At 65.7% G+C, this 23,953-nt stretch carries 20 protein-coding genes; 14 read left to right on the plus strand and 6 right to left on the minus strand.

The features are described from left to right. Positions 1 to 37 precede the first annotated feature (37 nt). From FJZ36_00755 to bioF, 4 genes are all read right to left on the minus strand, one after another. On the minus strand, positions 38 to 934 hold the full coding sequence (locus FJZ36_00755; protein ID MBM3213438.1) for a GNAT family N-acetyltransferase: 897 nt from the start codon (positions 932 to 934) through the stop codon (positions 38 to 40). 24 nt (positions 935 to 958) lie between these two features. Then, the gene (locus FJZ36_00760) at positions 959 to 1,969 is read right to left on the minus strand and encodes a cobalamin-independent methionine synthase II family protein (GenBank protein MBM3213439.1); all 1,011 of its coding nucleotides are present in this window, start codon (positions 1,967 to 1,969) and stop codon (positions 959 to 961) included. Between the two features lie 76 nt (positions 1,970 to 2,045). Beyond that, positions 2,046 to 2,777, minus strand: a complete 732-nt coding sequence (gene bioD, locus FJZ36_00765) for a dethiobiotin synthase (GenBank protein ID MBM3213440.1) — start codon at positions 2,775 to 2,777, stop codon at positions 2,046 to 2,048. Positions 2,778 to 2,788: 11 nt separating this feature from the next. After that, the gene (gene bioF, locus FJZ36_00770; GenBank protein ID MBM3213441.1) at positions 2,789 to 4,318 is read right to left on the minus strand and encodes an 8-amino-7-oxononanoate synthase; all 1,530 of its coding nucleotides are present in this window, start codon (positions 4,316 to 4,318) and stop codon (positions 2,789 to 2,791) included. On the opposite strand from bioF, the gene FJZ36_00775 reads away from it, so the two are divergent. The 4 genes from FJZ36_00775 to FJZ36_00790 all read left to right on the plus strand — a co-directional run bounded on the left by FJZ36_00775 (position 4,124) and on the right by FJZ36_00790 (position 8,876). After that, entirely contained in the window at positions 4,124 to 4,837 is a 714-nt protein-coding gene (locus tag FJZ36_00775) for a hypothetical protein (protein MBM3213442.1), read from the plus strand. The genes bioF and FJZ36_00775 overlap by 195 nt on opposite strands. A 46-nt stretch (positions 4,838 to 4,883) precedes the next feature. Further along, entirely contained in the window at positions 4,884 to 6,587 is a 1,704-nt protein-coding gene (locus tag FJZ36_00780; GenBank protein ID MBM3213443.1) for a metallophosphoesterase family protein, read from the plus strand. Positions 6,588 to 6,712: 125 nt separating this feature from the next. Further along, positions 6,713 to 8,098, plus strand: a complete 1,386-nt coding sequence (locus tag FJZ36_00785; GenBank protein ID MBM3213444.1) for a beta-lactamase family protein — start codon at positions 6,713 to 6,715, stop codon at positions 8,096 to 8,098. A 4-nt stretch (positions 8,099 to 8,102) separates the two neighbouring features. Continuing rightward, positions 8,103 to 8,876, plus strand: coding sequence for a carbon-nitrogen hydrolase family protein (locus FJZ36_00790; protein MBM3213445.1), 774 nt, complete (start codon positions 8,103 to 8,105; stop codon positions 8,874 to 8,876). Here the strand turns inward: FJZ36_00790 and FJZ36_00795 are convergent. Beyond that, entirely contained in the window at positions 8,873 to 9,844 is a 972-nt protein-coding gene (locus tag FJZ36_00795) for a hypothetical protein (protein MBM3213446.1), read from the minus strand. The two genes, FJZ36_00790 and FJZ36_00795, sit on opposite strands and share 4 nt — an antisense overlap. Before the next feature lie 24 nt (positions 9,845 to 9,868). On the opposite strand from FJZ36_00795, the gene FJZ36_00800 reads away from it, so the two are divergent. From FJZ36_00800 to FJZ36_00845, 10 genes are all read left to right on the plus strand, one after another. After that, positions 9,869 to 10,627: a polysaccharide deacetylase gene (locus FJZ36_00800; GenBank protein MBM3213447.1), complete on the plus strand. Its 759-nt coding sequence runs from the start codon at positions 9,869 to 9,871 to the stop codon at positions 10,625 to 10,627. Next, on the plus strand, positions 10,624 to 11,514 hold the full coding sequence (locus FJZ36_00805) for a diacylglycerol kinase family lipid kinase (GenBank protein ID MBM3213448.1): 891 nt from the start codon (positions 10,624 to 10,626) through the stop codon (positions 11,512 to 11,514). Before FJZ36_00800 ends, FJZ36_00805 begins: the two co-directional genes overlap by 4 nt. 79 nt (positions 11,515 to 11,593) lie before the next feature. Further along, positions 11,594 to 12,811, plus strand: a complete 1,218-nt coding sequence (locus FJZ36_00810; protein ID MBM3213449.1) for a DegT/DnrJ/EryC1/StrS family aminotransferase — start codon at positions 11,594 to 11,596, stop codon at positions 12,809 to 12,811. Positions 12,812 to 12,860: 49 nt separating this feature from the next. After that, entirely contained in the window at positions 12,861 to 13,637 is a 777-nt protein-coding gene (locus FJZ36_00815; GenBank protein ID MBM3213450.1) for a hypothetical protein, read from the plus strand. Continuing rightward, positions 13,637 to 14,170 carry a methylated-DNA--[protein]-cysteine S-methyltransferase gene (locus FJZ36_00820; GenBank protein MBM3213451.1) on the plus strand — a complete coding sequence of 178 codons (534 nt, stop codon included), beginning with the start codon at positions 13,637 to 13,639 and terminating at the stop codon, positions 14,168 to 14,170. Before FJZ36_00815 ends, FJZ36_00820 begins: the two co-directional genes overlap by 1 nt. Positions 14,171 to 14,212: 42 nt before the next feature. Next, on the plus strand, positions 14,213 to 15,226 hold the full coding sequence (locus FJZ36_00825) for a Gfo/Idh/MocA family oxidoreductase (protein ID MBM3213452.1): 1,014 nt from the start codon (positions 14,213 to 14,215) through the stop codon (positions 15,224 to 15,226). A gap of 82 nt (positions 15,227 to 15,308) precedes the next feature. Next, complete coding sequence (locus FJZ36_00830; protein ID MBM3213453.1) at positions 15,309 to 15,686, plus strand: hypothetical protein; 378 nt, start codon at positions 15,309 to 15,311, stop codon at positions 15,684 to 15,686. 20 nt (positions 15,687 to 15,706) lie between these two features. Further along, positions 15,707 to 17,935 carry a hypothetical protein gene (locus FJZ36_00835; protein ID MBM3213454.1) on the plus strand — a complete coding sequence of 743 codons (2,229 nt, stop codon included), beginning with the start codon at positions 15,707 to 15,709 and terminating at the stop codon, positions 17,933 to 17,935. Positions 17,936 to 18,026: 91 nt separating this feature from the next. Beyond that, the gene (locus FJZ36_00840) at positions 18,027 to 18,638 is read left to right on the plus strand and encodes a hypothetical protein (GenBank protein MBM3213455.1); all 612 of its coding nucleotides are present in this window, start codon (positions 18,027 to 18,029) and stop codon (positions 18,636 to 18,638) included. A gap of 52 nt (positions 18,639 to 18,690) precedes the next feature. Further along, positions 18,691 to 20,307 carry an SIS domain-containing protein gene (locus FJZ36_00845; protein MBM3213456.1) on the plus strand — a complete coding sequence of 539 codons (1,617 nt, stop codon included), beginning with the start codon at positions 18,691 to 18,693 and terminating at the stop codon, positions 20,305 to 20,307. A gap of 79 nt (positions 20,308 to 20,386) precedes the next feature. Here FJZ36_00845 and bamD read toward each other — a convergent pair. Beyond that, the coding region (bamD, locus tag FJZ36_00850; protein ID MBM3213457.1) for an outer membrane protein assembly factor BamD at positions 20,387 to 23,953 on the minus strand (3,567 nt) is incomplete at its 5' end.

A 23,953-nucleotide genomic window follows, 5' to 3' on the forward strand; every position in this document is an offset into this window, starting at 1 on the left:
GGAGTGCGCGCGCCCCGTCCTGTCGAGGGCGATGCCGTCAGGACAGAGACTTCTCGAACGCGTAGCACGTGTCAACGGCTCGGTACCCGAAGTTCGAATAGAACACGATGGCGCGGTGGTTCCGCACGTTCGTGCTGATGAGCGCGTCGCGGTAGCCGACCTGCCTCATCTCCCGCACGGTTCGCGCGAGGAGATAGGCTCCCCACCCTCGACCTCGGTAGTCCTCGGCGACGCCCAGCCACTCCGTGAAGAAGGTCGCGTGGACGGACTCGTCGTCCGAGAACTTGCCCACCGACGCCGACCAGCACTCGCCGATCTCAACGCCGTCCTTCACGGCATGCACGTGGATGTCCGGCAACGCTCCGCGACCGTCTTCGAACGCGACGACGGTCTCTACGCCGGACTCCGGCGCCGCGACATCCGGCGCGGCGGCGTCAGACCATTCGAAGAACACCTCGCCGTTGTTGATGGTATACCCCCGCAACTGAGCCAAGCCAAGTACGTGCGCCAGGCGATCCGACAGCAGTCCGAACCCAAGGTGGTAGAACCGGTAGCTCGTCGTGTGCGGGAACGCCGTGACGCTTCGGACGCCGAGGCTTCGAAGCACATCCTCCGTACCGGCGAGCACGCGTTCGCCTGCTGCGCGTGCGCCGGGCTGGTGTGTTAAGAACCGAATGACGCCGGTCGGCTCGCCGCTGCATTCGGGCTCCCGGACGGCGAAGTGCGAGTAGGCGTCGATGCCGCTTCGGTCGCGCGAGACGAGGATCGTCTCATCGCGTAGGTCTGCGAAGGGCTCCTCCTTCTCGCTGACACGCGTGCGCGCCACGAACTCGGACTCGGTGACTCCGTAGCAGAACGGCACGTCGCGCATCTGCTTCAGATAGAACAGCCGGAGCTCGGCAACGTCGCTGAGCGCGATGCGTTCGATGCTCACAAGGCACTGCCTCCATTGCTGGAGCTATCCACGTCCGCCCAGGTACCTGTCGCGACCCTGGGCGAGCGCTCGCATCTTCCCGTCTGCGACGCTCCGCTGAAGCATCCAGAACCCGCAGTCCGGGTGGACGTATCGGACTCTCCCGGGCCCCAACGCCCTCTCCGCCCTCTCGATGGTTCGCGCTATGTCGTCGGGCGACTCGATCTCGTTGTCCTTGATGTCCACGACGCCCAGCCCGATGCCGATGTCGGCGCGAAGATCGCGCAGCACGTCCAGCTCAGCATAGCCGCGACGCGAGAACTCCAGCACGAGATGGTCGGCTCGCAGAGCGTCCATGAAGGGGGCGAGGGATGCGTAGAGCCCCTGCTGCACCGTCTGACCGCCGTAGTTGCCGAAGCACAGGTGCACCGCCTTCTCGCCCGGAATGCCGTCGAGAACGCGGTTGATCGCCCGCGAAGCCCATTCCGAATCTTCGGGATGACCCGCGATGTTCGCTTCGTCGACCTGGATGACGTCGGCATCGATCGTCTTCGTCTGCTCGTGAAGCACGTCGGCGATCGCCATGGCGACATCGGCGCGGTTCCCGTAGTGTCGATCCATGAGAACCTTCGAAAGCATGTGCGGGCCCGTTAGCGTGAACTTGGTGCGCCGGTCAGTCAGATGGCGGAACGACTCGAAGTCCTTTGCGAGGTCGAGCGTGCCGGAGCCGATGTCGGCGGCGACCACACCGGCGGGCTCGCGCCGGTAGCGCAATCCCTCGTCGCGGGAGAACTCCACAGTGTCCCGCGCCGTGACGGACGTCTCGATGCCGCTCATCCGGCGCACAAAGTAGTCGACCATCCCGTTCGTCTCGGGATGGTTCACATCGAAGCGGTAGAGCTCGCCGTCAGCGACGACATCGATACCTGCCAGTTCCTGCGTCCGCACGACCACCATCGTCGCATCGCGAAGGTGGGGTCTGGAAGGGTACGCCTTCAGCCAGTCTGGCGTCGGATAGCTGCCAACGACGGTCGTCAGTATCTCGGACGTGGGCATCGAATCCTCCTGCGTCGGGATCGGTTGACGGTACTGTACGAATGCGCAGGCTGTGCCGCAACACGCGCGATGCGCGTCAGACGCCAGGCTCCAGGCGCAGCACCGGTTCGAAGTCGATCTGCGCCCCGAACGCGTCCGCCAAGCCCGCGAATCGTCCGCGCCCAACGTCGATAGTCGGCACATGCGCCAGCGAACCCAGGACGGGCACGTTCGTCAGACGCGCGACGACATCGGGGTTCGTCCGCTCGGCGATTCCGTCCTCGTCGCCGTCCGAGCCGTTGAGCACGATACCGGCAACGTCCCAGCCGCGTGTGCGCGCAAACTCGACGGTCATCACCGTGTGGTTGATGGTGCCCAAACAGCGACGAGCGACGACCCACATCGGCAGTGGGAAGATCGCTCGCAGGTCTGCGACGAGCGCATCGTCTGTTACGGGAACCGCGATGCCTCCCGCCCCCTCGACGACGACGAACGCATACCGGCGGCAGAGCCCTTCGAACGCCTCCCGGACGATATCCAGGTCGATGATCATGCCACTGCGCTCTGCAGCGACGGCAGGAGCCAGAAGTTCCCTCAGGCGAACCGGGTTGATGGCAGTCAAGGGGTCGTCGATACCTGCGCACGCTCGCAGGAACCTGGCATCCTCCGATACGAGTTCGCCGTCCTCCCATTCGCACCCGGTCGCGAAGGGCTTCATCACACCCACGGAAACGCCTCGACGCCGCAGGACGGCAGCCAGCCCTCCGGCAACGACGGTCTTGCCGACTCCTGTGTCCGTACCCGTGATGAACACACCGCGCATCGCCAACGGCAGGGCTCCTAGAACACGCCGGTTTCACGCGCCGACGCGACGAGTGTTTCGACCGCCTTCGCCAGGTCCTCCGCCGTGTGCGTTGCCATCACGGAGAGGCGCAGGCGGCTTGTGCCTTCGGGCACGGTCGGAGGACGGATCGCCGACGCGAGTAGCCCCCGCCGCTCGCATGCCTCTGCCAGGCGAACCGCGTCGCGCGCAGGTCCGATGAGCAGCGGAACGATGGGCGTTTCACCGGACGGAACGCGGAAGCCGTGGCGCCTGAGTTCTGAGCGCAGATAGGACGAATTGCTCCGAAGCTGCGACACGAGCTCTGGCGACGACTGCAGAATCGTAAGCGACTCCCGGGCGGCGGCGAGCGCCGCCGGAGGCAGTCCGGTCGAGAACACGAGCGACCGAGCTTTCTGCCTGAGGAGCTCGACGACGGCATGCGAGCTCGCCACATAGCCGCCGAGCGCTCCCAGAGCCTTGCTGAGCGTCCCCATCTGGAGCAACGCCGGGTGGTCAGTCAACCCGAAGCGCTCTGCTGTGCCAAAGCCCGCCGGACCGACCGTTCCCAGCCCGTGCGCATCGTCCAGGAGCACACCCGCGCTGAACTCCTCGGCGAGCGCGCAGACCGCGTCGAGTGGCACGATGTCGCCGTCCATGCTGAACACACCGTCGGTCACGATCAGCACTCGGCGGAACGCGTTGCGGTCTCGGAGCGAGAACGCGATGTGGTCGGGGTCGCCATGTGCGTAGACCCGCTTCTCGGCGCGAGACAGCCTGCATCCATCGATTAGCGAAGCATGGTTCAGCGCGTCCGAGAGGATCAGGTCCCCTTCGCCGACGAGAGCCGGGATCGTGCCTGTATTTGCCGCGTAGCCACTGGAGAACACGACAGCGGCGTCGGTTCCCTTGATTCGCGCCAGGTCCATCTCCAGGTCGGAGTAGAGGGCCAGGTTCCCCGTCGTCAGACGCGATCCGCCGGAACCGGAGCCATACCGGCGCGTGGCTGCCTCGGCAGCAGCGACAACGTGGGGGTGGGTCGCCAGCCCGAGGTAGTTGTTGGAGCCGAGGACAAGCATCTCTCGCCCGTCCATGCGGACGCGAGGCTCAGGCGACGACTCGACCCACCGCAACCGGCGCTCGAGATCTGCAGCGCGGCGTTCCGCCAACTCCGTGCGAATCGGGTCATCCCAAAGCACGTTCCGGCTCCAGTCACCAACACGTCCACGGTCGATTCCCGACACGATTATATGCGCCGGACTGCCACCTGACACTTGACTTGTCGGCTCATGTGCGATACGACTGGCGTTCCCAAGGTCTGAGGTGTCCCGCCCGATACCGTCTAGGAGGACGGCATGCTCTGTGACATCCTGCTCGCGGCAGCGGTCGCCGGATCCGCCGCCACCTCGGAGCTGCCGGTTCTGGTGTGTCCCAAGCTCCCGGCGGGAACGGCTCCGCCCACGATCGACGGAAGGCTGGACGATCCGGCGTGGCTCCTGGCGGAGCGCGCTGAGCTGCGCCTCGCGGCGACCGGCGAGACTCCCAGGCAACCGACAACGGCAGGGCTGACGTGGGACGACGAATACCTCTACGTCGCGTTCGACTGCGTGGATGCTGACACCGAACCCAACGCGACGATGATCCGGCGCGATGCCAACCTGTGGGAGGAAGAGGTCGTCGAGGTGTTCCTGTCGCCATCCGGCGAGCTCCATACCTACGCGGAACTGGAAGTGAACCCTCTGAATACCTTGTTCGACGCAATGATTCTGAACAACGGTCGTCGGACACAAGTGCTGCGTGACTGGAACATGGAGCGCATCCGCCATGCCGTCGCAACGACCTCCACCGGTTGGTCGGTCGAGATGGCTCTGCCGCTCGATGAGTTCTACACGGCTCCTCATGCGCCGCCCAAAGTCGGCGACGAATGGCGGATGAACCTCTACCGGATCGACCGATCGGAGCCCGGCGCGCCAGAACTGTCGTCCTGGTCGCAAACCCTCATCCCGAACTTCCACAACGCGTCTCGCTTCGGGTACCTGCGGTTCGGCGACGAGCGCACGCCTCGCTAGCCCGCCGGAGCCCGCTCTCAAGAGCCACGGTCAAGGAGAACACCGAATGCCCCATTCCCCGCGCCGCCGACGCCATGTCCTCGCCGCCCTCGCCCTCCTGATCGCCGCGCCGCTTGCCGCGCGAGCCCATGTCGGCGACCACGCGTCCGTGCACGACACGGTCGCATCGGTGGTCGAGCGGATGCGTCGCGACCTGACCCCGACGGCTCTCGCCTCGCTGACCGTGGCGCGCGTCGAGCAGTTCCTGACTGACGCGGAGAAGGAGACGCTCGGCACGGAGCATATCTCGTTCACGGCGAACATAGCGATCACGGTGTTCGTCCTCCGCGACAAAGCGTCCGGGGATGCTCCGTTCTGGTTGCCGCTGCGCGGGTTCTCCCGGCGAGACGCGGAGGCGACGGTCGCCAGCCGCACGTTCGAGGTCTGGGCGAAGCCGTTCGAGGTGGGCTGGGTCGGTCTTGGAGTCAACTCGCTGTCGGGAGGCGGCGAGCACTACTTCATCGCGGTCGCGCCTCAGAAGGCAGGAGCCTCGGTTCAGCTCACCGACATCTACCCCGGGACGCACACGGTCGGCGTGCTCAAGGTCGGCGAAGCGCCCTACACGGACCGATCGGAGACGCTCGAAGCGGTTCCTGCGGAACTCGATGGTCAAGTGCTCCTCCGAGGTACTCGCGGTAGGCGCGACGACGCCCGACTGACCAATCTGTTCCGCCTGACGCGCCATCCGTCGTCGAAGAAGCCCGATCAAGTGGTTCTCACGTGGGCGGGGAACCCTCAGACCACCCAGGCGATCCAGTGGCGGACGTCAACCGAAGTGCCGACCGGAGCCGTGCTGTACCAGCGGAAGTCCGACCGCAACCGGTTCGACCCCCGCAAGCCGATGATCGCCAAGGCGGAGACGAAGCGGCTGGAGACGCCGGACATCGCCAATGACCCGGTCGTGCACCGGCACACGGCGTTCCTGTATCACCTGGAGCCCGGGACCACCTACGTCTACGCCGTCGGCGACGGCTCGGACGACGGCTGGGGCGAGTTGGAGGAGTTCACGACAGCGCCAGCGGGAACGGAGCCGTTCTCGTTCATCTACATGGGCGACGCCCAGAACGGGCTGGACCGCTGGGGCAGCCTGATCCACGGCGCCTATCGCGACCGTCCCGACGCCGCATTCTACGTCATGGCTGGGGACATCGTGAATCGCGGAGCCGAGCGCGACGACTGGGACGACCTCTTCCACAACGCGAAGGGCGTCTACGACCGCCGCCAGCTCGTTCCAGCCATCGGCAACCACGAGTACCAGGGCGGGGCTCCGAAGCTCTACCTCGACCTGCTCGCGGTCCGCGGCAACGGTCCAGCCGACATGGAGCCGGAGCACGCCTACTCGTTCGAGTACAGCAACGCGCTGTTCGTCGTGCTGGACTCGAATCGTTCGGCGGAATCGCAGGCGGCGTGGCTGGAGGAGCAGCTCGCCTCGTCGAAGGCGACGTGGAAGTTCGTCACGTACCACCACCCGGCGTACTCATCGGCTCCCAATCGCGACAACAAGTCGATCCGCGAGGTCTGGGGGGCGCTGTTCGACAAGTACCACGTGGACATGGCGCTCCAGGGTCACGACCACGCCTACCTGCGAACCTACCCGATGAAGGACGGGAAGCGCGTCGAGTCGACCAAGGAGGGCACCGTCTACATGTGTCGGTGTCCGGCACGAAGATGTACAGCCAGGACCCGCGCGACTACACGGAGTTCGGCATGACGAACGTGTCGACCTACCAGGTTCTGGACATCCAGATCAGCGGCGACCGACTCGTCTACCGCGCCTACGATATCGACGGGAACCTCCGCGACTCGATCGTCATCGAGAAGTAGAGGAGTCCCGCCATGGCTGCGACGATAGCAGCCCATCCCGAGGTCGCGGCTGCCATCGACCTCGTGAAGGCTGGCTTGCAGGCAGATGTCGATGCGGGCGAGACGGTCGGCGTCTCGGCGACGGTTGTCATCGACCAGGAGATCGCGTGGAGCGGCGGCTTCGGCTTGCGTGATCTCGCCTCGCAGGCTCCCGCGACGTCGGACTCGGTCTACCGGATCGCGTCGATCACCAAGCTGTTCACTGCTTCGGCGATCATGCACCTGCGCGATGCCGGCAAGCTGAACCTCGACGATCTCGCCGCGACCCATGTTCCCGAGTTCCGGCTCCGAGGGGTCGGTGATGATTGCCCACCGGTCCGCTTGCGACACCTCATCTCACACACTTCGGGTCTCCAGAGGGAACCGGACGGCGATCACTGGCTCAGCCACAACGCGCCTTCGACGGAGAGCGCCCTCGCGGCGCTCGACGGGCATCCGCTGCTCTACCCGCCGATGACTCAGCTCCATTACTCGAACCTTGGCTTCGGTGTGCTGGGCATGGTCGTTGAGCGGCTGTCGGGCATGGCATTGGGGGAGTACGTCGCCAAGCACCTGTTCGGACCGCTCGCCATGTCGCGCAGCAGCTACGACCTGACGGCGCGTGTCCAAGAGACGCTGGCGACGGGCTATTACCCCGGCTCCGGCGGCGAGCCGCCCGAACCCGTCGACCAGTGGTGGCTCGGAGCCCTCGCAGCCGGGGGTGGCATCTACTCGAACGTGGACGACCTGAGCCGGTTCGTGATGATGCAATACCGTGACGGGCCCGCTGGCGACGGGCAACCTCTCGCCGGAAGCACGATTCGAGAGATGTGGAACCCGCTGTTCCTCCACCCGGGCACTCGAAACGGACACGGCATCGCGTGGGCGATCGGCGACTTGAGCGGCGCTCGGACCATCGGTCACGGCGGCTCCGTGGACGGCTACCGAACCCAGCTAGGGATTCTGCCGGATCAGCGTCTGGGCGTCGCCGTCTTTGCGAACACGACCTACAACACGTCGGGAGCGTGCAACCGCGCGCTGGAGATTCTGTCGCCGGTGCTCGCCCGGGTCCGCCAACGTCAGCCCAAGACGCCACAGCGGTACGATGTGCCCGAAGGAGCCCAGTACGAAGGCATCTACGCGTGGAAGGGCTTCGGCGAGCGCTACGTCGCGCATCGGGATGGCGAGCTCGTGCTGCTGGGATCCGCCGCTGCGCCGCTCGCAGGAGCGCCGCGTCTCGACCCCGACGGGCCCGACCGGTTCCGCATTCGCGGCAGCAGCGATGACGGCGAGCTCGCCCGCTTCGAGCGCGACGCCGACGGAGCCATCGTACGGCTGTGGGTCGGAGCCTATCCCCATCGTCGGATGAGCGAGGGTTGACCCGATGCCCAACGTGCGGATCGGCATGTGCCAGATACGAGTCGAGGGCGGACGCCCCGAGGAGAACCTGTCTCGCGCAGCAGACGCGGTCGCCAGTGCCGCCCGCGACGGCTGCGACGTGGCGCTGCTGCCCGAATGCCTCGATATCGGGTGGACCCATCCGGCGGCGCGCGAACTCGCACAATCAATCCCTGGTCGTCACTCGGACGCCATCGCCGATGCCGCGCGTAGGTCGGGAACCTACATCGTCGCTGGGCTCGTCGAGCGTGCCGGAGACCGGCTGCACAACGCCTCGATTCTCCTCTCTCCAACGGGCGAACTGCTGTTGACGCATCGGAAGATCAACGAGCTCGGCATCGGACTGGACCTCTACTCGCCCGGCAGGTCGCTCGCGGTCGCCGACACGCCGTTTGGGTGCGTGGGAATCCCCATCTGCGCCGACAACTTCCCCGAGTCGCTCGACATCGCTCGCGCGCTGTCGCGCATGGGCGCGCGCCTGATCCTCTCGCCGTGCGCCTGGGCGGTTCCTCCGGGGTTCGACAACGAGGCGACCCCGTACGGCGGGCTGTGGCTGGGAGCGTATCGCACGCTGGCATCGGAACGCGGCGTGGCCGTCGTTGGCGTCAGCAACGTGGGAACCATGGACGCCGGACCGTGGCAGGGGCACGACTGCATCGGCAGGTCTCTCGCCATCGGCTCGGACGGTGCCACGGCAGCGCATCTGCCGTTCGGCGTAGACGCAGAGGTCGTGGGCGTCGTCGATGTGCCGGTAGGCTAGACGGGCTGCGGCGGCGCGATGCCGTACATCTCGTCTGGTCCCAGTTCGCGCGGATGGCGTGGGCGGAGCGCTCGGCGCGACTCGTAGCAGAGATGGCAGGCGTCGACGTAGCGTTCCTCAGGTGAGAAGCCGTCTTCCATCGCCATGCGAGCGAGTTGCGTGGGCCCGCCCCGGAGAAGCGCTCCGACGATGGGATGCGCCTCGGGGTCGTAGGCGCGCGCCACGTCCGCGATGGACTGCGAAGCGGCGTTCCCGATGGATATGCCTTGGCAGGCGTGAAGGTTCCCGTGCCGGTCCAGGTGAACCCGCCGAGGTGATGCGAGGGCTTCCTTCGGGCAGGTTGGGCACTCCTGCCACGCGACCCCTTCGCGTGTATCCTTCGGCGCCAACGCGTGCGCCGCTCTGCCTCTGAACATGACGGACTCGATCCGCGACACCATCTTGCCCGTCCCGATGCCGAGCCGCTCGGCAACAGCAATCGCCGTATCGACACGCTCAGAGGGGACATAGACCGTGTGGAAGACGTCTGTGCTCGTCAGCAGCTTCGTCAGCCCGGCGCGAACGAGCGGGACGAGCGCGTTTTCCGCGTCCTGCTCGGATCTCGCCCAGAAGCAGTTGGAGAGCACATCGACGGGGAGCCCGTGTCGATGGCAGACTTCGACGGCGGCAAGGAGCTCGTCGTAGTAGACGAAGGGCTCGCCGCCCTCGATGGCGGCGGACGTGATCGTGCCCAGGTCGGATGCGCCGATCAGATAGGCGTCGATGTCGTCTGCCGACATAACGCCGCTCTGTTCGGGACTGCCCCAGACGAAGCAGTGGTCGCAAGCAGCGGAGCAGCGGTAGGTGAGCAGGAAGTGGATTCCTGTTAGCGAAGCGGCTGACATGCTGCGCTCTTTCTGTTCTTCGGCTCCGCCGTTGCCGTCGCGCTTGACGTCCTCCATAATAGCCGCCTGACCTCGCGCGCGCATCCACACGCATCCTGAGGTACCTCCATGTCTCCATCGAGTCCATGGCGCAACGGGTGTTCCGGAGCCGTCTCTCTCACGTTCGACGACGGGCACCCATCGCAGCTTCGCACCGTCATCCCGGTTCTCGACCAGCACGGCTTGCAGGGGACGTTCTACGTGAATCCCCGCGCAGACGACTACGTGGAGTGGCTCAAGCCGTGGCGCGAGGCTCACGCGTCGGGGCATGAGATCGGCAACCACACGATCCGGCACGTGTGCTCGCGGAACTTCGGATGGAACGCCGACGCCAAAGGGCTGGAGGACCTGACGCTCGCCGACATCGAAGCCGACGTGCTCGAGTGTTCGCGTCGCCTGCGCGAAGGCGTGCCGGAACAATCGGACTTCTCGTTCTGCTACCCCTGCTACCAGGACTTCGTCGGCGAGGGAGCCAATCGTCAGAGCTACGTCCCGGTCATCGCGCGTCACTTCCTGGCGGCGCGCGCGAAGGGCGAAGCCGCGAACCATCCCCGCCTCGCCGATCTCGCATCGCTCTGGTCGTTCCCTTGCGAGCGCATGTCGGGTCCTGAACTCGTCGGACACGCAGAGCGAGCCGCTGGTGAGGGTCGTTGGGTCATCCTCACGTTTCACGGCGTCGGGGAAGGGCACCTGCTCGTCGGGGAGTCCGAGTTCCGCGAGTTGTGCGGCTTCCTGAGACGACATCGCGGGCGGATTTGGACCGCGCCAGTCATCCAGGTCGCCAAGTCGGTCGACGCTTGGCGTCGGGACACGTCAAGCGCCCTATGAGCCCCGATCTCCACCTCATCTACAACCCAGCAGCCGGCAAGGGACGGAGCTCGCACGAGGTCCAAACCGCTTGCGCCGAGCTCGAGTGCGCCGGGGCCCAGGTGACCGTTCTGCGGACCGAAGCGCCGGGACATGCCACCACGCTCGCGCGACGCGCGGCGGAGTCGGGCATTCGGACGGTCGTGGCGTTCGGCGGGGATGGCACGGCGCGCGAGGTCGCCGCCGGGCTGCACGGATCGGGTTCTCGGCTGGGCGTCCTCCCTGCGGGAACCGGCAACGACTTGGCGCGCTCGCTCGGCATCCCGTCGAAGCTCCCGGACGCCGTCACCGTCGTCGTTGGGGGTGCCGAACTCGCCATCGACCTCGGATCGGATTCTGATGGACTGTTCACGGGCGTATGCGGCGTCGGGTTCGCCGCCGAAGTAGCCTACGAGGCGAACCGGTTCCACTGGATTCACGGTTCCCCCGCCTATTTCGCCGGCGTGTTTCGCGCGCTCATGCGCCTGCGCCCCGTGCCGATGCGCATCTACCTGGACGATGACGTGGTCGAGCACTCCGCCGTCTTCGTCATGGCGCAGAACACGCCCTACTGCGGCGGGGGTCAGTGGATGGCTCCGCAGGCGTCGTTGACGGACGGCAAGCTTGACGTGGTCGTCGTCTCGGAGATCAGCCGGATCGAACTCGTACGAACCTTCCCCAAAGTCTACAGTGGCGAGCATGTGACGCATCCGGCGTTCCACGTCTACCGGTCATCCACCGTGCGCGTCGAGAGCCAAGAGCCCCTTCGGAAGATGCTTGACGGCGACCACGTCCAACCCACGCCGATGGACGTCCGAACCCTCCCGGCGGCGCTCAAGGTGCTCGTCCCTCCAGGAACCGCTGTCTGACCGTCACGGCGCACCTCAAGACCGTTGCCGGTTCGTACCTCGTTGTGCGACAATGGCGAGGTCGTAGGAGACCGACGCCATGCGGAACACTCGCGCGACGAAGCTCCCGCTCTACCAGCCCTGGATCGACGAGGACGACATCGCCGCCGTCGTCGAGGTGCTGCGGACGCCGTGGATCGGCATGGGCGCGCGCGTCGGCGAGTTCGAGCGGCGCTTCGCCGAGCTCGTCGGGGCGGAGCACGGCATCGCGGTGAGCTCGTGCACGGCTGCGATCCACCTGTCCTTGCTCGCAGCCGGGATCGGTCCCGGCGACGTGGTCATCACGACGCCGTACACGTTCACGGCGACGTCCGAGGCGATCCTTCACACCGGCGCTCAGGTACGGTTCGCCGACGTCGATCCGCACACGCTGAACCTCGACCCGGACGCCGTTCGACAGGCACTGACCCCCGACGTCCGCGCCATCGTGCCTGTGCACATCGCGGGGATGCCATGCGACATGGGAGCCCTCTTGGCGATATGTCGGGAACACGGGCTGAAGCTCATCGACGACGCGGCGCACGCCATCGGAGCCCGTGTCGGCGAACAACGCATCGGTTCGTGCGGCGACGCGACCGCGTACAGCTTCTACCCGACGAAGAACATCACAACCGGCGAAGGCGGCATGGTGACGACGAACGACGCCGACCTGGCGGCGCGCGTCCGGCGGCTTCGTTACCATGGCCTCAGTCGCGACACTTGGGCCCGGAGCACGACTCGACAGCCGTGGACCTACGATGTCGTCGAGCAGGGGTTCAAGTGCAACATGACGGACATCCAGGCGGCGCTGGGGATTTCGCAACTCACCAAGTTCGACCGCCAGATGGAGATTCGTAGTCGGATCGCTCAGCGGTACTTCGATGCGCTCGGGTCGTCTCCGGCTCTGGACCTGCCATCGACGCCTGCAGACGGCGTTCACGCGTGGCATCTGTTCGTCGTTCACCTGCACTTGGATCGGCTAGGCATCGACCGGGACGAGTTCGTGACGGCGATGAACGACCGCAACATCGGCGCGCTCGTCCACTACACGCCGTTGCACCTCATGACCCACTACCAGCGCATATGCGACGTCGGTCCGGGCGACCTCCCCAACGCGGAGAAGGCGTTCTCACGAGTCGCCAGCCTGCCGATGTGGCCCGGAATGTCCGATGACGATGTGGGCGACGTAGTTGCGGCGGTCGAAGAGATCACGGCAGAGCATGGGCGCGGTGACGCAGCGCGGATTGGTGATCCGGTACAGCCCAATGCCGCGACGTGACGCTGGGAACCTGTACCGTGCGGATGACCCTCGCCTCGGAGCGCGGCGCATGGAGGGGGCGGCACCCCGGCTGTCGCTCGTGGCGACCGCAGCGACGGCTCGGATGGCGTCGCAGACGGACGACGTACTCGACGTCGGGGAGTTTGCGCGAGCCGCCGCGTCACGGTTCGCGCTGGGAGCCATCGAGGTTCCGACATCGCTGATGAGCGGCAGAGCGGGCGCAGGCGGATCAGGAGTCACGCTTACGGCTGTGCCAGAGGGCGTATGGCTGAACACGCTCATCGATGACTCGGACCTCAGCCTCAGCCAAGGCGGTGAAGGCGCTTTGTCAGCGGCGGTGGCGTGGATCCGAGCGGCGCGTCGTTTGGGCTGCGCCCATGTGACGGTCATCCCATCAGTCGGCGGAGAAGGCTACGACGCCGTCGCTGTGGCTCGCGCCTGTCACGCGTGTGCTGAGGAAGCGCGCGACGCCGGAGTCCGCATGCTCTTGGGGAACCAACGCGTCGCTCCCGGATGTGAGCCTGATTTCGTCGATCTGCTTCGGTCGCTGGATCCAGATGTCCGAGCGCTTGTCGATGTCAGCGCGGTTCCGCCATCGTCTCGAGAGGCGGCGCTGAGGGACCTCGCGCCTGTGGTCGCTGCCGTCCACGCGACGACGTACGACTTCGACGAGTACGGCGAAGACCGTCGGACGCCCATCGGGTACTGCATCAGAAGGCTCACGCGGTCGTCTGGCGCCGAGTGGCTGGGCATCCGGTACGCGGGCGGCGAAGACCCCGATGTGGGAATCGACAAGTCCAAGCGGCTACTCGAAGGCTGTGCCTAGTGCCGAAACTCCAGACCGAGACGGTATCCACGCAGATCGGCGATGTCCGAATCGCAGCGTCGTCCGACGCCATCGTCGTCGTCGGACTGCCCAAGAGCGATGAGTTCGAGGCAGAGTGCGCTCGCTGGGAACGCTCCCATCCCGCGACACGTCCCGGGTCGTCTGCGGCGTTGGTTCGCCGCGCTGCTGAAGCCATCGTGGCGTACTTCCGTGGGGACATGGCGGCGTTGAGTGGCGTTGCTACCGATCCAGACGTTGCGCCAGCGACGCGACGCGTTCTCGACGCGGTCTCCGCGATCCCGGCGGGCTCGACTCTCGCCTACTCGGACATCGCCAAGAGACTCGGGTACGGCAAGCTGGGTCCTCGGTTCGTCGGAAGCGCGAACGCGCGCAATCCGGTGCCGTTGTTCATCCCGTGCCATCGCGTCGTCGGAAAGGACGGCAGCCTGGTCGGGTACGGGGGAAGTGTGGAGCTGAAGCAGTGGCTCCTGAACTGGGAGCGCCACCACACGGCGCAACGTAACCCAGTGTAGCGGGTCGTGTGCTCATCACGTCACTGCGGAAGGAATGGGTCGATGCGAGGCATCATCGTCGGCGTCGGCGGACGAGCCAGAAGCTGGTACGACACCTGCAGGCGCCACCGAGACGTCGAGCTCGTCGGCTACGTCGAGATTTCGCCGGAACGGCGCGAGCGCGTCATATCGGAGTGGGGACTTCCGCGCGACGAGGTTCACGATTCGCTGTCGAACGCGTTGAAGGCAGCCGAGGCGGACTTCGTGTGCGACGTCACGCCACCGGCGGCGCATGAGCGCGTAGCGCTGGAGGCATTCGACGCTGGACTCCACGTGATCGGCGAGAAGCCCCTCAGTGACACGTTCGAGGCAGCGTATCGCATGGTCGCTGCCGCCGAGCGCGCCGGCGTGACGCACGTCATCACGCAGAACTATCGGTTCGGCAGAACGCCTCGGACTGCGCACCGGCTTCTCAAGGAAGGTGTCGTCGGGGGCCCGGAGCATGCGGTCGTAGGGTTCTACATGCCGTGGGCGAAAGCTCCCGGCACTCACTACGTCACGATGCCCTATCCGCTCATCACCGACATGGGGATCCACCACTTCGACATGCTGCGGTACGTCCTGGACCGGGAGCCGGTGAACGTGCTCGCCAAGACGTGGAACGTGTCGTGGGGCTGGCACGCCGGGGACGCCGCTCACACGGCGATCTTCGAGTTCGAGGGCGGTCTGACCGTGACGCACCACTCGCTTGGCGCGAGCGTCGGGAAGCGCACGTCCTGGAACGGCGACTGGCGGATCGAGGGGCCCAAGGGCTCGCTGACATGGGAGGACGACGCACTGTTCTGGACGGGCAACCCCGCCGGACCCAAGGACGGGCGCGAACAGTTGCCTCTGGACGAGCTCCCGCTCGGAGGTCAGGACGCTCTCTTGGAGGAGTTCGTGAGCGCCATCCGTGAGGGTCGCGAACCGGAGTGCAGCAGCCGAGACAACATCAAGTCCCTCGCGATGGTGTTCGCAGGAATCAAGAGCGACAAGGAGAAGCGCCAAGTCGATATCGCGGAGCTGTTCGAGAGCTAGCTGCTACCGGTGACTGAGGGACCTCCTCGTCGGACAGAAGCGATCTGCCCGACGCGGGGCCCGGACCAAGGAGGCGATGCCAATGTCAGGCAATGTCACGCTCGAGGTGGGAGTCGTTCGGTTCGACGTTGAGTACCGTCGCTTCGGCGGCGACCGTGGTCCAGCGATTCGGGTGTTCGGCAATGTCGATGGCAAGGACACCCAGTTGCTCCGATTCGACTGCTTCGACACGGCGCCGCACTACCACTATGACCCCACCGGCTTCGACGGCTACCACAGCCTCGACCGCGCCGTCGTGCCGGATGTCGTCGCGTGGTCGCTCGTGCAGGTTCGCGACAACCTGCGAACGATGGTGAAGACCGCCGGGTACCGCGACCTCGCCGAGAAGATCGATGCGGCGGCGGTGGCGGCGTCTGTGCCGGAGTTGCGACGCGCCGTCGATCAGGTGTCTCAGGAGTAGGTCGGGTAGAGGGCAGGCGCATGGCGCGTCGGACGCGGGCACGAACGCCGGTCTTCCAGAACTATGGCGGGCACTACCATCTCGTCGTCGAACGCGCCGAGGATTTGGCGGCTGTCGTCGCTCTGGACGACGGTCGCTGGGTCGCAACGAGTTGCCCGGTCACGGGATTGGAAGCTGACCCCGCATTCCTCGCGTTCCTGGACGCCGACGGCAACGGTCGGATCGTCAGCGATGACGTGCGCGCGGCGATCCAGTGGACCACAGACGCGCTGCATCCATCGTCGTCGTGGCTCGACCGAACGCCTGCGGTTCCTATCGACCTTATCCGCACAGATACGGCGACAGGTGCGGCTCTCCTCGCATCAGCCAAGCGTGTTCTGTCGAACCTGGGATCCGCCGACCAGGCGGACATCCATCTCGATCAGGTGCGCGACCGCCGACGCATCATGTCCGAAGCCGTCTTCAACGGCGATGGCGTCATTCCGCCCTCGTTCGTGGCTGACCCGGACGCTGCCGCATTGGCTCGAGACCTGATCGCCTGTCTCGGCGGGGCGGAGGACGTGTCCGGCGCGCAAGGCGTCGACGATGCGACGCTCGACCGGTTCCGCCAGGAGGCGACCGCCTTTCTGGCGTGGCACGACCAAGGAACCGCCGACAGCGGACCGAACCAGGTGATGCCGTTCGGCGATGCGACGCCGGCTGCGGCTGCGGCGGTCGCGTCGATCCGAGCGAAGGCGGAGGAGTTCTTCGCCCAGTGCGCGTTGGTGCGCTTCGACCCGCGCGCTCTGGACCGTCTCACTCCGCCGCTGGACGGGCCCGACCCGCTGGACGTGTCAGACCCGGAGGCGATCCGGGCGCACCTCCGTCGCGCTCCGTTGGCAGCGCCCGACGCCTCCGGCGTCCTGCCTCTGATCGACGGGTTCAACGAAAGCTACCGGTCGGAGCTATCGGCGCTCCGCGACAACGCGCTCCTGCCCGCGCTGGGGGAGCCGCCGGAGACGCTGGACGAACCCACCTGGCGGTCGCTGTTGTCGCGCCTCGCGCCCTATGGCGCGTGGACGGCGTCCAAGCCGAGCACGCCGGTCGAAGGCTTGGGCGTAGATCGGCTGCGCGAGCTGCTCGCGTCACCGCACGACGCGGAGCTGCGACGGATGATCCTAGCCGACCGCGAGGTCGGCGACGAGCTTCGCCAAGTGCGCGAGCTCGAACGTCTCGTGCTCTACCATCGATGGCTCGCGACGTTCGTCAATAACTTCGTCAGCTTCCCCGATCTGTTCGCCCCCCATGCGCGCGCGATGTTCGAGGTCGGTACGTTGGTCATCGACGGACGGGAGATGGCGTTCTCCGTGCTCGTCAGCAATCGGGCGGTACACGCGGCTCTCGCCAAGAACAGCGGCATGTTTCTGCTGTACCTGCAGATCACGGGCTCGCAGCCGCCCGACAGCCGCGAGGTCGTCGTACCGGTGACAAGGGGCTCCACGGCGAACCTCTACGTCGGTCGTCGAGGCGTCTTCTTCGACCGGACTGGCAGGGAGTTGGACGCTCAAATCACGCAGGTCGTCGAGGGTCCCGTCAGTCTGTGGGAGTCCATGAAGGAACCTATCCGGCGCGCCCGCGCGCTCGTCGCCGGTAGAACCGAGCAACTGGCGGCAAGCGTCCAGAAGGAGGCGGAGACGCATCTCACGACCGCCACGACCAGCGTTGAATCGCGTGTGCAGACGGGGATTCGCACGGCTCCGAGCGCCGCTGCGGTGTCACAGACCGCAGAGCTCCCAGCGGCTCCTCAGCCACCGCCGCTCGACAGCGCCTCGCCAACGCCTCCGCCTCCCGCGTCGGGCAAGGGCTCTGGCACCGCCCGAGACCTGATGATCGGAGCCGGATTCGTCGTTGCGGGGCTCGGCACCGCGCTCAAGCTGATCACCGACACGGCGACCAAGCTCGCCGAGCCCGGCGCGGTGCAACGGCTCCTCGCCACCGCCAGCGCGACGTTCGGCGTCTTGTTCACGGTCGTCATGTTCGTCACCGCCGTGACTGCATGGCTCCGTCTTCGTCGGCGGGACCTGGGCATTCTGCTTCAGGCGTGCGGGTGGGCGCTCAACGGGCGCGTGTTGGTCAGGCGGCGCATGGCCCGGCTCTTCACGCGCGTGACCCGTCTGCCGAGCGGATCGCGTCGCCGACGAAAGGACCTCGTGGGTCCCCTCGCCAAGATCGCCCGCCAAGCAGCGTGGCAGCGCTGGACGTCGGGTTGACGGGCCGAGGGCGTCGTTGCTAGACTCGAAGTGTCGGTTCCTTGCTTCGTTCTTGAGTCGCGCTGCCTGTTCGACCTCTGGAGGTCGCTCCATGCCGACGGGAACGGTCCTTTATTTCGCTCAGCTCGATCCTGTTTGGCAGGACTGGGTGCAGATCGTCAACGTAGGCAACGCGCCGGCAAAGGTGGTCGCGGTTGCGCGAGATGAGAACGGCAACGCCATCTGGTCGAAGGAGAACACGCTCTCCCCGTTTGTGGGATGGAACCTTGCCGTCGAAGAGGTGAAGGTCACCACCTCGCTGCAGGTCTCTGCGAACCAGCCCATCGTCGGTGAGCGTCACTGCCACTTGGGAACACAGGTGCTCGATTTCGCGGGCGCGTGTGTCGAGGACAAGACGGTGGGCAGGCGTCTGTTCTTCCCGGAACTTGTGGCAGGCGCAGGGGAATGGTTCCGGTTCCTCAATGTGGGGAACGCCGATGCCCATGTGTCGTTCTGCACGCGCACCGTTGACGGACGTATCGTTCGCCAACTCAGCCACGTGATCCCTCCGTCCCGCTGGTGGCAGGTCGGCGACGCTGAGATGGGCGACATCCAGGGCACCGTCGAAGTCACGAGCACGCAACCGATTGTCGGCGAGCGCCACCTACATTACCAGGGCGGCAAGACCGCCGTGGGACAGCTTGGGCAAGTGTTGGACGACTGATCCGAGCGCTCCTACCTCCGCACATGGTCTCCGTCGATAGGGGGCACGCCGCATGTCCGCGCATGTCAAGCGCCACATGGGTATCGGCAGCAATGTTGTCGATGTGATCTACCGCACGAACCAGATCGCCGGACCCGACCTCAAGACCTACCTGCTGCCTGACGAGTCCGGCGATGTCCACGTCGAAGTCGTGGGCGGGGTTACGCTGAACCACCTGGCTTGGGCAAGGCTCCTCGGCGTGCCGACGGGGCTGTTCGGCTACCAGGGCAACGATCACCACGGCACGGTCATCCGCGGCACGATGGATCGCCATCGCATCGACCGGTCGAGCGTCCGTGTCGTGGACGGGGCGGCGACCGGGTTCTCGGTCATCTACGTCGATCCTGACGCTGAACGCGCGATCTACATGTTTCGGGGACCCACAGGAACCACGACCCCGGAGAACATCCGCGCCGACTTCGCTGACGCCATCCGCGACGCCGCCATGGTCTCGACGGAGGTCTCCCAACTACCGCTCCCGACGGTGATCGAGGTGCTCCGCATCGCACGCGATGCCGGCGTTCGTACCTTCCTGGACGTCGACGTATCCCCGGACTTCTGCGTCAACGTCGCCAAACTGGGGTCGCGCGATGAGCTCGAGGCGACGATCCGGCTCGCAGATGTCGTCAAGCCTGCCAAGTCGGCGGCAGTTCAGCTATCGAGCGAAGAATCCGCCGAGAAGCAGGCGCAGTCGATCCACGCGAAGTACGGGTCCAAGCTGGTGGCGATCACCGACGGCGGGAGGGGAAGCGTCTTCGCCGACGGCCACGAGACACTTCGCGTGCAGGCGAGCGAAATCAAGGCGGTCGACACCACCGGCGCTGGCGATGCGTTCTTCGGTGGAATGATCGCCGGGATCCACTTCGGTCTCGACATGGAAGCCACCGCCCGGCTCGCCAACGCTTGCGGAGGAGCTTGCTGTCAGGTGGTGGGAGCGTTCCCCGTCCTCGGCACGAGCCGGCATCACCTCATGGAGCTCTACTCGGCTGGCTGGCCCCACGCAACCGAGGACGACACTCCTCCCAAGAGCCGGGCAGCGCACGTCGGCGTGCGGACGCTCAGAGCCGAAGCCGAAGCGCTTGCCGGCATCGCCGGTTCGTTCTCAATGGAGTCGCTCGACGAGGCGGCGCACCACATCATGCTTGCCGACCTAGGCCGCAAACGCGTCCACATCACGGGCGTCGGGAAGTGCCGCCATGTCGGCCACAAGATCGCGGCGACCTTCGCCAGTCTTGGAACACCAGCCTACTTCCTCGATCCTCTGGATGCCCTCCACGGCGACAGCGGAGCCGTCATGCCCGGCGATGTCGTCCTTGCCATCTCCAACTCCGGCAAGACCCAGGAGACGGTCGCGACCGTTCAGCTTCTGGAGCAGAATGGCGCCACCGTCATCGCGATGACGTCGTCCGCGGAGTCCCCGTTGGCGAGGCTGGCGTCCGTGGTGCTTCTGGTCCCGGTGGAACGCGAAGCGGATCCGCTGGGCCTCGCTCCCACCTCGAGCACAACCTGCCAACTCGCCGTCGGCGATGCGCTCGCCGTCACGGTGGCATCGCTTCGAGGGTTCACTCGTGAGGACTTCGGCCGCCACCATCCGGGCGGCGTTCTAGGCGAGAGAGCCCGCGCGCACTAGCCCACGCTGACGACCACGCAATGAGAGAGGCGGCCGACGCTCATTGCGTCGACCGCCTCTGTGTCTTGCTCCGAACGGTCTAGCGGGAGCTGCCCGCCGCCGTCTGGACGAGGTAAGCGCGGATCGCGACGTATTGCGCGCGTGCGTAATTCAGCGCTCTCGACACGTACTCGTTGCCAGGCGTCATCGGCCGACCCTGAGCATCCACGAACTTGGTCATGAGACGGTTGTACCAGTCGAGGCCCTGGTCCCACTTCTCTATCGCGACATAGCTGTCGCCGATCTTCGTCATCGCGATCATGGACGACGAGGCCGTGGGATAGTCTCTCAGCAACTGCTCGTAGCGCTGGATCACGCGCCCGAGAGCCTGTTCCTTGTTCGCGGCACCCAACGCGGCGTTCTGAGCCTGCTCGATGGGCCCGTATTCGAGGGCGGCGAGCAGTTCCTCAGTTTCCTCGGCGTAGCCCCGCGCGGCGCTCTTCAGCTCTGGCGAAGCGCTCTGCAGAGTCAGCACACGGCGGTACTGATCGAGCGCCTGCTTGAGCTTAACGATGCGCTGAGCTTCGTTCGTGATCGTGGACGCCTCGTTGTAACGGGCGTTCGCCACGTTCAGCGTGGCTTCCGGCGCGAACTTGCTAGATGGATACTCGCGAGCCAACCGGTCGTACGTCGCGTATACCTGCGCCTCGTTGCCGAGGTTGAAGTAGCACGCGGCGGCGCTGTAAAGCGATTCCGCAGCGCTCTCATGGCGCGGGTAGGAGCTCACGACAGCCAGATACGCCGTGAGAGCCCTCTGGAAGTCCTGGGCCGCGAAGTAGGCTTCGCCGACCTGGTACTGCCAGAGCCCGGCTTCCGGATCGCGCGGATAGCGCTGAGCCAGTTGCGACAGCATCTGCGCCGACCGGCTGAAGAGTTGCGGATCGTTCTCAGAGCCGCGCGCCAAGTCGTAGTACGCAACGCCTGCGTAGTAAAGCGCCGTCTTGATGTCATCATCGGACGCTTCCACTAGCTTCCGCGAGGCGTAGTCGACGAAGCGCGGCAGGGCATCGACAGCGACCGGCAGGTCCTGCGGACCATGGATGGCATAGGCGATCTGCCCAGCCTGGTAGAGCGCTGGACCCGCGTAGACGCGGGCGTTATCCGGCGCCTTGTCCAACGGCTGCGCGTACTCGACGGCTTTCAGGTACTCCTGGATCGACTGCCGAGAGATCCGCTTGTACTCGGTGTTTGCGGCGTTGGGCGTATTGTCGAAGACGGCTCGCGCCTGCCGCGCACGCAGGTTCGCGACCTGGTACTGAGCCTGGACCTTCTGGACGACATCACCAGACGTCAGCGCGCGGTCCCGGGCAGCCTCCGCCTGCGCCATCGCCTGACCCACCTTGCCCGTGAGGACGTAGAGGTCGGAGATGCGCATGCCCGCGTCAGCGACCATCAGCAGCACATTCGCGTCCTGATCGTTCACGAACTCGTTCTGGAGCGCCGTGAACGCGCTGATCGCCTCGTCGTTCTTCTTCTGGTCGCTCAGCAGAATGCCCGCGCGGTACAGCGACTGGGCGCGGATGCGTCCGTCGTCGGCGACTTCGGCGGCGCGCAGATAGCTTGCGGCAGCCTGGACGGGATCGCCGAGCTGGTTCTCATACATGTCCGCGATGGAGAGCAGCGCCCGGCTTTGGTTCCCCGCTTCTTCGGCGTTCTGGGCGATGTAGTCGTACTCGCGAATGGAGTCGGTCGTTCGTCCGAGTTGCGCGTACAGCTTCGCCAGCTCAATGTGCGAGGCGAACACGAGAGGCTTCTTGTCCGGGTCGGTGACCTGCGCTTCCATCGCCGTCACCTTATTCAGCGTATCGATCGCGTCGACGGGTTTGCCGGATTTCGACTGGGCAAGGCCCTGCGTGTAGTAAATGCTGACGAGAAGCGACGGATCGGGCTCAGCCCCCAGAGCCTTCGCCGTCAGTTCCGCCGCCTGGGCGAATGCAGCCTGCGATCCGGCCTGATCGGTCTCCGTCGTGGCTTCGCCCACCTTGAAAGCGCTCACGCCAGCTTGATACCACGCAAGCGCGGCGTACTCGCCCTGCGGGTACATCTCAGCGAGTGCCTGATACTCAGGAATGGCTTCCGGGAACCGTTCACGCTCGAACAGAAGGTTCCCGACCTTGAGCTGAGCCGTCGAACGAGCGGCCTCGTCGGCGCTCGCGGCATTGGCAACCGCCTTGAGTCGGACGATCATCTCATCGACGTTGCCGGAGCCGAGTTTCTCAAGCGCGAGCACCTTGAGCATGTTGCCCGAGTTGATCGCCTTCTGAGCGCGCGGTTCCTCGCGGTCGCCGAATGTCGCGATCAGTTCGTCCGCGAGCGTGACGACTTCCTCCCACGAGGCGTTTCCGGCTTCGGCAAGCGCCTTCGTCGACAGGACGATGCCGTACATCGCGTCCGGCGCGTTTGTGCTGCTCGGGAAGTTCGTCACGACGTTGCGGAACGCCGCGATGGACTGGGTCAGCGTTTCCTGCGTGCGCGGCTCGATCGAGTAGAGGGACACGCCGACCAAGTATCGGGCGGCATCCACGTAATCGCTGTTGGGGTACTTGTTTGCGACATCGCCGTAGGCGACGGCGGCTTCGGCGTAGCGCTCGGCGCTCCTCAGCAAGTCCGCCTGGCGGATCGCCCCAAGCGACTGCCACGTCTCGCCGAGAGCCGCGTTGGCGGCAATCGCCTTGTAGTGGTTGATCGCCTGGTCGATGTTGCCTTCCTTCTCGTAGGTCTCGCCGATGAGAACCTGGGCGCGGCCGTAGTTCTCGCTCATACGGGGGATGAGCGCGTACGTCGCGCGGGCTTGTTGCCATTGCGAGAGCCGTTCGTGGACGAGGCACTTGTTCAGAACCGAGTTCTCGAGCAACGGGCTGCGCTCCGGGAACTCGTAGTTCATGTCGAACTTGTCGTCCGAGTAGCGGTCGATGGCAGCCTGGAGAGGCGCAGCCGCCTTCTCGTAGTAGGTGTTATCGTTGCTGGTCTCAGCCAGCTTGACGTAGCCCACGCCCTGCTGGAACAGCGAGCGCAGCTTGACGGCGTAGAACTTCGGCAGGTTCGGATAGCTCAGAACCTTGGCGTACTCGGCAATCGCGACCTCGTACTTCTCTTGGTCATACATGATGTCGCCGAGCTTCATCTGAATCTCAGACGCCTGCAGGTCGAAGTCGGGGTCGGACTTGTGCTGCTCGATGAACGCCTGTCCTCGAGCCAACACCTCATCGCTACGTCCGAGCTCGCTCAGGCTCCACAGCGCACCATAGAGGGCGTAGGCAGCCAGCGATTCCTCAGGATAGCGCTCCATCACCGTGTCGTACCACGTCACGGCGTTCTGGAAGTCGCGAATCTGGTAGTACGCCTCGGCGATCTGGAAGGTCGCGTGGGGCTCGTATTCGGAACCCGGGTGCTCGTTGATGACTTCCTGATACGAAGCGATGGCGTTCCGGTAGTTCTCCTCGTCCGGAGACTTCGCCCTCGAGTTCGCTGCGGCGAACTTCATGTAGGCTTCGGCAACACCGTAGCGCGCCGCCGGGACATACGGGCTGGTCGGGTACTGCTTGACCACCATGCGGTATGCCGTGACCGCCTGCGGGAATTCCTCCGCCTCGACGTAGTTGTCGCC

The sequence above is a fragment of the Candidatus Poribacteria bacterium genome, assembly GCA_016866785.1.
Taxonomy (GTDB): Bacteria; Poribacteria; WGA-4E.

Bases quoted from the DNA above. Each gene is read 5' to 3' on its own strand.
- FJZ36_00760 (MBM3213439.1), bottom strand. From the start codon at position 1,969: ATGCCCACGTCCGAGATACTGACGACCGTCGTTGGCAGCTATCCGACG.
- FJZ36_00795 (MBM3213446.1), bottom strand. From the start codon at position 9,844: ATGCGCGCGCGAGGTCAGGCGGCTATTATGGAGGACGTCAAGCGCGAC.
- FJZ36_00800 (MBM3213447.1), top strand. From the start codon at position 9,869: ATGTCTCCATCGAGTCCATGGCGCAACGGGTGTTCCGGAGCCGTCTCT.
- FJZ36_00805 (MBM3213448.1), top strand. From the start codon at position 10,624: ATGAGCCCCGATCTCCACCTCATCTACAACCCAGCAGCCGGCAAGGGA.
- FJZ36_00840 (MBM3213455.1), top strand. From the start codon at position 18,027: ATGCCGACGGGAACGGTCCTTTATTTCGCTCAGCTCGATCCTGTTTGG.
- FJZ36_00790 (MBM3213445.1), top strand. From the start codon at position 8,103: ATGCCCAACGTGCGGATCGGCATGTGCCAGATACGAGTCGAGGGCGGA.
- FJZ36_00825 (MBM3213452.1), top strand. From the start codon at position 14,213: ATGCGAGGCATCATCGTCGGCGTCGGCGGACGAGCCAGAAGCTGGTAC.
- FJZ36_00815 (MBM3213450.1), top strand. From the start codon at position 12,861: ATGGAGGGGGCGGCACCCCGGCTGTCGCTCGTGGCGACCGCAGCGACG.
- FJZ36_00785 (MBM3213444.1), top strand. From the start codon at position 6,713: ATGGCTGCGACGATAGCAGCCCATCCCGAGGTCGCGGCTGCCATCGAC.
- FJZ36_00835 (MBM3213454.1), top strand. From the start codon at position 15,707: ATGGCGCGTCGGACGCGGGCACGAACGCCGGTCTTCCAGAACTATGGC.
- FJZ36_00845 (MBM3213456.1), top strand. From the start codon at position 18,691: ATGTCCGCGCATGTCAAGCGCCACATGGGTATCGGCAGCAATGTTGTC.
- FJZ36_00810 (MBM3213449.1), top strand. From the start codon at position 11,594: ATGCGGAACACTCGCGCGACGAAGCTCCCGCTCTACCAGCCCTGGATC.
- FJZ36_00830 (MBM3213453.1), top strand. From the start codon at position 15,309: ATGTCAGGCAATGTCACGCTCGAGGTGGGAGTCGTTCGGTTCGACGTT.
- FJZ36_00775 (MBM3213442.1), top strand. From the start codon at position 4,124: ATGCTCTGTGACATCCTGCTCGCGGCAGCGGTCGCCGGATCCGCCGCC.
- FJZ36_00780 (MBM3213443.1), top strand. From the start codon at position 4,884: ATGCCCCATTCCCCGCGCCGCCGACGCCATGTCCTCGCCGCCCTCGCC.